Origin of the sequence: Paraburkholderia fungorum (assembly GCF_003610895.1) — a bacterium.
Classification (GTDB): domain Bacteria; phylum Pseudomonadota; class Gammaproteobacteria; order Burkholderiales; family Burkholderiaceae; genus Paraburkholderia; species Paraburkholderia fungorum_B.
This window is the reverse complement of the sequence record NZ_MCAS01000009.1, coordinates 190,297-197,443: the sequence shown is the minus strand read 5'-3', so window position 1 is coordinate 197,443 and position 7,147 is coordinate 190,297. Positions and strand designations below refer to the sequence as shown.

The following is a 7,147-nucleotide window of genomic DNA, read 5'->3' as shown; positions in this document are numbered from 1 at the left end:
GTGTATGGACCGGGGACATGGGTAACAGGTGTGCGGGGACATGGGTAACACTCTGGGCGAGTGAATCGCCTGGAGCCGGTCATGCCCTGGAACCCGAGAGACACCATGAATCTGCGTCTGGAATTCGTCCATCTGGCCTTGCAGGAAGGCGCCAACCGTCGTGAGCTGTGCCGACGCTTCGGCATCAGTCCGAAGACCGGCTACAAGTGGCTCGGGCGCTACGCGCAGGGCGACACGACGACGTTGACAGATCACTCACGCCGCCCCCAGCAGAGTCCGGCACGCACGCCCGCGTGCGTCGAGCAGCAGGTGCTCGAACTGCGGGGGGCGCATCCGGCCTGGGGCGGGCGCAAGATCAGCCGTCGCCTGCGCGACCAGGGTCACACGGGCGTACCCGCTCCCAGCACCGTGACGGACATCCTGCATCGTCATGGGCTGATCGATCCGTGCGCCTCCGACGCGGCCACGCCCTGGCAGCGCTTCGAACATGCGCAGCCCAACGACCTGTGGCAGATGGATTTCAAGGGCTGGTTCGACCTGCAGGATGGACGGCACTGTTCGCCCCTGACCCTGCTGGACGATCATTCGCGCTACAGCGTGACGCTCGATGCCTGCATCTGCACCGACACCCGGACCGTGCAGCATCATCTGGAGCGCACGTTCCGCCGCTACGGTCTGCCGTTGCGCATCAACGCGGACAACGGTTCGCCGTGGGGCAGCCCCAGCCAGCCGGGGCAACTGACCGAACTGGCCATCTGGCTCATCCGGCTGGGCGTGCGACTGTCCCACAGCCGGGTGGCCCATCCGCAGACCAATGGCAAGGAGGAGCGGTTTCACCGCACGCTGAAGGCCGAAGTGCTCACCGGCCACCATTTCAGGGACCTGAACAGCGCCCAGCAGGCGTTCGATGCGTGGCGCACGGTCTACAACCACCAGCGTCCACATCAGGCGCTGGACATGGCAACCCCGGTCACGCGATACCGGCCCAGCCCCCGGGCGTATCCCGAGATCCTGCCGCCCATCGAATATGGTGACAACGATCTCGTGCAGCGCGTGAAGTGGAACGGTGAGCTACGCTTCAGGAACCGGCGATTCAAGGTATCGAACGCCTTGCACAACCTGCCCGTGGCCATCCGCGAGCGCGCCGGTGAAGAGAACTGCTACGACCTGTTTTTTGCGCATTACCGTTTCGGAACCATCAACCTGAACCAGCAGGAATGAGCGGATCATGTGTTACCTATGTCCCCGCACACCTGTTACCTATGTGTCCGGCCTATACACGGCGGCAAAGAAAGTAAGTGCCGCCCCGCACAGGGGCAACGCTAATAGACCACTAACACAACAAGGAAAGGCCAACGCCACAAAAACCACACCCAAACCGCCGCCCAGGCAAAAAAAAACCTCAGTAATTACAAAACCACAGCCTCCCCACTCTGCAATGACAACCGCAACGCCATCCCAATACGAGTCGCTTCAAGCGCATCGGCGAGCGTCGCCCCGGCCTGCGCACCAGCACTGGCGCCAACCTGGCCTTGCACAGAGGCAACAAACTCCCGTGCCTCATACAAAAACGCCTCCTCGAACCGATCGAAGAAGCTCGGCGTGCATTCATTGCGAATACCCATCGCATCATAAATCTCGACACGATTCGACCGCGGATTGCGACCGATCGCCAGCGCACCCGCGGTACCTATCACTTCGCTATGCGTATCATTCCCATGCGCCTGCGTGCGCGACGCATAGAACATTGCGAGCTTGCCATCCTCGAATTCGCAGATCGCCACGCCGTTATCCACGTCGCCGAATTCACGCAGCCCTTCGTGCAACGCAACCGCGCCCGCCGCGAACACGCGTTTGGCACGCGGCCGCCCAAGCAGCCAGCGCGCCACGTCAATATCGTGCACGGTACAGTCCAGAAAAATCCCCCCCGACGTCGCGGCGAAACGCACGAAGAACCCGTCATCATCGTTCTTGTCGGTCGTTTGCGAACGCACCAGGAAAGGCCGGCCAATCGCGCCAGCCTGGATCTTGTCAAATGCGTCCTTGTAACTCGGGTCGAAGCGCCGCATGAACCCAATGGTCGCCCGCAGATGCGGATAGCGCTCAGCCTCCGCCAACACGCGCTGGCACTCGTCGAGATCCAGCGAGAGCGGCTTCTCGCAGAACACATGTTTGCCGGCGCGCAACGCATCGATAATCTGCTGCGCGTGCAACGACGACGGCGTCACGAGCCACACCGCGTCCACCTCGCGATCGGCCAGCAGGTCCGCATAATCGTCATAAAGACGCGGTTCGGGCAAGGTTTCGCGCGCCCATGCCCGCTCCTCTTCCAGCGGACTGCACGCAGCCACGAGCGCCGCCCCCGGCACGCGATACGCGAGATTTTCCGCATGCCGCTTGCCCAGCCGCCCCAAACCGACCACCCCCAGGCGAAGCCGCCCACTCCCAGACGAAGCCGCGCTCATCACAATGCCTCGCCAAGTTTCACCGCGCGGCCCTCGCGCCACGAGCGCGTCGCGGCGTCGGCGAGTTCAAGCGCTTTCAGACCGTCGGCAACCGTGGTTCGCACCGGTTTGCCGTGCGTGACCGCATCGAAGAAATGCGCGATTTCCAATGCGTACGCCGCGCGATAACGCTCAAGGAAAAACGCCTCGGGCACGTCGCTCGATACTTCGGTTCGCGAATAGGCGGTGACTTCCGTCGGCCGCACGTTGCCCGCCTGCAGCATGCCCGTGCTGCCGAGCACCTCGAAGCGCTGGTCGTAACCATAGGCTGCGCGACGCGCAGTGTTGATCTGGCACAGCCGCCCACGCTTCGTGCGAATCGTCACGGCGGTCGAGTCGATATCGCCCGCGTCAGCAATTGCCGGATCGGAAAGGCAACTGCCGGTGGCGTGCAACGTGTCGGCTTCGTCGTCGAGAATCCAGCGGAAGATGTCGAAGTCGTGAATCAGCATGTCCTTGAAAATGCCGCCCGAGTGTTTGATGTACTCGACCGGCGGCGCGCCCGGATCACGGCTTGTCACCACCAGCATCTCCGGCGTACCGATTTCGCCCGCATCGATGCGCGCTTTCAATGCGGAAAAAGTCGGATCGAAGCGGCGCTGAAAACCGATCATGCAAACGACGCCCGCACGCTCGACCGCCTCGGCGCACGCACGCGCGCGCTCCAAAGTCAGATCGACCGGTTTCTCGCAGAACACATGTTTCTTCTGCGCGGCCGACTTCATGATCAGATCCGCGTGCGTGTCCGTGCTCGAACAGATCACCGTCGCGCCGATCGACGCATCGCCCATCGCACCATCGATGTCCGCGACCTGCGCGCCGTGCTCGGCGGCGAGTGCCGCAGCCGCCTCGCGATTCACGTCGACCACATACTTGAGCCGCACGCCTGGCTGCCGTGCAAGATTCGCCGCATGAATCTTGCCGATACGTCCCGCACCGAATACCGCTACGTCGATCGTCTTTACCGCCTCAGTCATCGTATCCTCCAGTCTCTTTGGATTCTTCCACGTTCAGTTCGAGCTTGTACGCGAGCGCGATAAACAACGCCTGGCACAAACAGATCGTGCTGGTCAGCGAGCGGAACGCAAACGCGCTGCCCTCTTTTACATACAGTTGAGTGGTGGCGTAGCGCGCCAGCGGAGAAAGTTGGCTATCCGTAATAACCAGGGTCTTGGCCTGGTGATGATGCGCGACACGCAGGCAATACTGCGTTTCCTTGCCATAAGGCGCGAAACTGATCGCGATCACCACGTCGCCCTTCTTCACGCTGCGAATCTGTTCGCGGTACATCCCGCCGAAACCGGACACCAGGTGCACGCGCTTTGGCGTGTGCTGCAGGGCGTAGACGATATAACTCGCCACCGGAAACGAACGCCGCACGCCGATCACGTAGATGTTGTCGGCCTGCTGCAGCATCTTCACGGCTGCATCGAACTGCTGATCGTCGAGACCGGCTTCGAGTTCTTCGAGTCCGCCACGCGAGGCCGCGATGAATTCGCGCGCCACCGCGCCACCCGATAAGGCGCCGGGTTTCTCGTCGATCAGCTTGCGAATCCGCTGCTGATAGCTCGGCGAGGATGTTCCCTGCCCGGTATAGGCCTGGCGAAACACCGACTGCAAATCGGAGAAGCCAGAGAAACCGAAACGCTGTGCAAAGCGCACCACCGCGGACGGATGCACGCCGCAGCTCGCGGCGATATCACTGGTGCGATCCACCATCACGCTCGAACGATGCTGCTCGATATACGTCGCGACATTCTTCAACTGACGCGGCAGCGTCTCGTAGTTTTCCGCGATGCGCTGCATCAATTCTTCGACGCTCGGCAAGTCTTCGGTGCTCTCTTCCGCCATGGCTCTCTCTTCGTTGCTTTATTGCAGTGCGCAAAGGGTTTTCAACGCGCGCCGCACAGACTCCTGACGCTGCCGATTATAGGCAGGCGCCACGTCAAATGGAATGTATTTTCCATTTTTATTTGTCATGAAATTTTCATTGCAACGCTTCGGAAGATGGCCTAATCTTGATCGTGAGCGATGGTGCATCGGCTGACGCATGCCGCAACGCATGCAATTGGAAGGCCGCCCGCCAGACGCTCCCTTCAATAACGACAGACCGAGAAAGGTGGAGACAATGAGACTTTGCAAGGGCAAGGCTACGCTCAGGATTCTGGCGACGGCATTGACGTTGGCGATGGGATTCGGTGCGGCATCGGCCGCCCGCGCGGCTGACGCTCACTTCGTGCTGATCAGCCACGCGCCGGATTCGGATTCGTGGTGGAACACCATCAAGAACGCCATCAAACAGGCCGACGAGGATTTCAACGTCGAGACCGACTACCGCAATCCGCCGAACGGCGACATCGCCGACATGGCGCGCCTCATCGAACAGGCGGCCGCGCGCAACTACGACGGCGTGATCGTCTCGATCGCTGACTTCGACGTGCTCAAGAGCGCGATCTCCAAGGTCACGGAGAAACACATCCCGCTCGTCACGATCAACTCCGGTACGGAAGAGCAAAGCGCGCAGCTCGGCGCCATCATGCACGTCGGCCAGCCTGAATATGCGGCCGGCAAAGCGGCGGGCCAGAAGGCGAAGGCGGCGGGCATCAAGTCGTTCCTGTGCGTCAACCACTACGCAACCAACCCGGCTTCGTTCGAACGCTGCCGAGGCTTTGCCGACGCGATCGGCGTCGACTTCAAGACCTCCACGCTCGACGCCGGCCAGGACCCGACCGGTGTGCAATCGAAAGTGAGCGCGTATCTGCGCAATCACCCGAACACCCAGGCGGTGCTGACCCTCGGTCCGCTGTCGGCGGCGCCGACGATCAAGGCGCTGCAGCAGATGGGCCTCGCCGGCAAGGTCTGGTTCGCGACGTTCGATTTCGACAGTGACATCGCAAAGGGCATTCAGGACGGCACGATCCAGTTCGCGATCGACCAGCAACCCTACCTGCAAGGCTATATCCCGGTCGCCGTACTGGCGATCGTGAAAAAGGAGCACACCACAGATCCGGCGAAGATTCGCCAGATCCTGCAGGCCAATCCGAAGTTCCAGCAGCGTCTCACCACGTATGGCCTGCAGCCCGCCTATGGGCCGCGCAATATCGGTTCAGGCCCGGGCTTCATCACCAAGGCCAATATCGACAAGGTGATCAAGTACGCCGGGCAGTATCGCTAACCCGTTTCGCCGGAAGTGCGGATACGGGAGAACCGTTCCGGCAGGTATGAAGAAAGTGGATGCGGCCGGCCGCGACTGGCCCGGCCGCCCCACGCCCGCGTTCGTTACGTTTTACGCGCACGCTACGTGTGTTTTACGTGCGCTCTACGTGCGCTTTACGTGCGCTTTACGTGCCGCTTTTACGTGCCGCTTTTACGTGTATTACGCGCCATGGGCGTCCGATCCGGTCCACCGCGGGCCGATCGCGACTGCCATCCCCAGGCGCATCAAGGAGAGCTTCAATGGGCGTAGCCAACCCCTTCCATCCTCATCCCCGCAAGCAGCCCCCTTCCAGCAGTGACGGGGCGCCTACGTCCGGCGGTACGCCTGCGTCGGCCGATGAACGTGTGCGGCAGGAATCGTGGTTCCGGCATCTGCTGAACCGTCCAGAGTTCGCCGCCCTCGCGGGCACCGTGATGGTGTTCCTCGTGTTTGGCGTGGCGGCCGGCGGCTCCGGCATGTTCAACCTCGACGGCGTGATGAACTGGTCGCAAGTGGCCGCTTATCTCGGCCTGATCGCAGTCGGCGCATGCCTGCTGATGATTGCCGGCGAGTTCGATCTGTCGATCGGTTCGATGATCGGCTTCTCCGGCATGATGGTCGCGCTGCCCACGATGTATTTTCACTGGCCGATTGCGTTGTCGATCCTGTTTGCGTTCGCCGGATCGATGCTGCTCGGCGCTCTCAACGGCTATCTGGTGATGCGCACGCGCTTGCCGTCGTTCATCGTGACGCTGGCGTTTCTGTTCATCCTGCGTGGGCTCACCCTGGCGCTGTCGGTCATGTTCGCCGACCGCACGATCATCTCGGGCGTGGGCGACGTTGCCGCTCACGACTGGTTCGCTCATACCTTGTTCCAGGGTGTCGCGTTCAAGGGTCTGTTCGTCTGGCTCGGCCACATCGGCGTCGTGAAGCTGCTCGACAACGGCAATCCGCTCGTGCCGGGCATTCCGAAAGTGCTGCTCTGGTGGTTCGCGCTTGCCGCGGTCTGCGCGTTCACCCTCGCCAAGACCCGTTTCGGCAACTGGATTTTCGCAGTCGGCGGCGACGCCAACGCGGCAAAGAATGTCGGCGTGCCGGTACGGCGCGTGAAGATTTCGCTGTTCGTGCTGACCGCGTTCTGCGCGTGCCTGTTCGCCGTGCTGCAAGTGTGCGACATCGGCTCGGCTGCGGCCGACCGTGGGCTGCAAGCCGAATTCGAAGCCATCATCGCGGCGGTGATCGGCGGCACGCTGCTCACGGGCGGCTACGGTTCGGTGATCGGCGCCTGCTTCGGCGCGCTGATCTTCGGTGTCGTGCAGATCGGCATCACCTACACGAATGTCGACTCCGACTGGTTCCGCGTGTTCCTCGGCGTGATGCTGCTGATCGCCGTACTGTTCAATCACTACGTGCGCCGCCGCGTCGCGCAATCGTAACGGGGAGACGA

The 7,147-nt window shown here is 61.9% G+C and carries 6 protein-coding genes; 3 read left to right on the top strand and 3 right to left on the bottom strand.

The genetic code is table 11. The features are described from left to right. The first annotated feature begins 81 nt into the window (after positions 1-81). Entirely contained in the window at positions 82-1,221 is a 1,140-nt protein-coding gene (locus tag BCY88_RS11090) for an IS481 family transposase (protein ID WP_120344283.1), read from the top strand. Between the two features lie 188 nt (positions 1,222-1,409). Here BCY88_RS11090 and BCY88_RS11085 read toward each other — a convergent pair whose 3' ends face one another. From BCY88_RS11085 to BCY88_RS11075, 3 genes are read right to left on the bottom strand one after another with little or no spacing between them, the layout of a single operon-like run. Beyond that, complete coding sequence (locus BCY88_RS11085) at positions 1,410-2,465, bottom strand: Gfo/Idh/MocA family oxidoreductase (RefSeq protein WP_120344282.1); 1,056 nt, start codon at positions 2,463-2,465, stop codon at positions 1,410-1,412. Beyond that, the gene (gene iolG / locus BCY88_RS11080; protein ID WP_120344281.1) at positions 2,465-3,481 is read right to left on the bottom strand and encodes an inositol 2-dehydrogenase; all 1,017 of its coding nucleotides are present in this window, start codon (positions 3,479-3,481) and stop codon (positions 2,465-2,467) included. The genes BCY88_RS11085 and iolG overlap by 1 nt, the downstream gene beginning before the upstream one ends. Further along, complete coding sequence (locus BCY88_RS11075; RefSeq protein WP_120344280.1) at positions 3,474-4,355, bottom strand: MurR/RpiR family transcriptional regulator; 882 nt, start codon at positions 4,353-4,355, stop codon at positions 3,474-3,476. Before BCY88_RS11075 ends, iolG begins: the two co-directional genes overlap by 8 nt. 277 nt (positions 4,356-4,632) lie before the next feature. On the opposite strand from BCY88_RS11075, the gene BCY88_RS11070 reads away from it, so the two are divergent. Together BCY88_RS11070 and BCY88_RS11065 are read left to right on the top strand one after the other, a co-directional pair. Beyond that, a complete protein-coding gene (locus BCY88_RS11070; protein WP_120344279.1) occupies positions 4,633-5,679 on the top strand; it encodes a sugar ABC transporter substrate-binding protein in 1,047 nt (348 codons plus the stop codon). Between the two features lie 281 nt (positions 5,680-5,960). Further along, the gene (locus BCY88_RS11065; RefSeq protein WP_120344278.1) at positions 5,961-7,136 is read left to right on the top strand and encodes an ABC transporter permease; all 1,176 of its coding nucleotides are present in this window, start codon (positions 5,961-5,963) and stop codon (positions 7,134-7,136) included. The last annotated feature ends 11 nt before the right edge of the window (positions 7,137-7,147 follow it).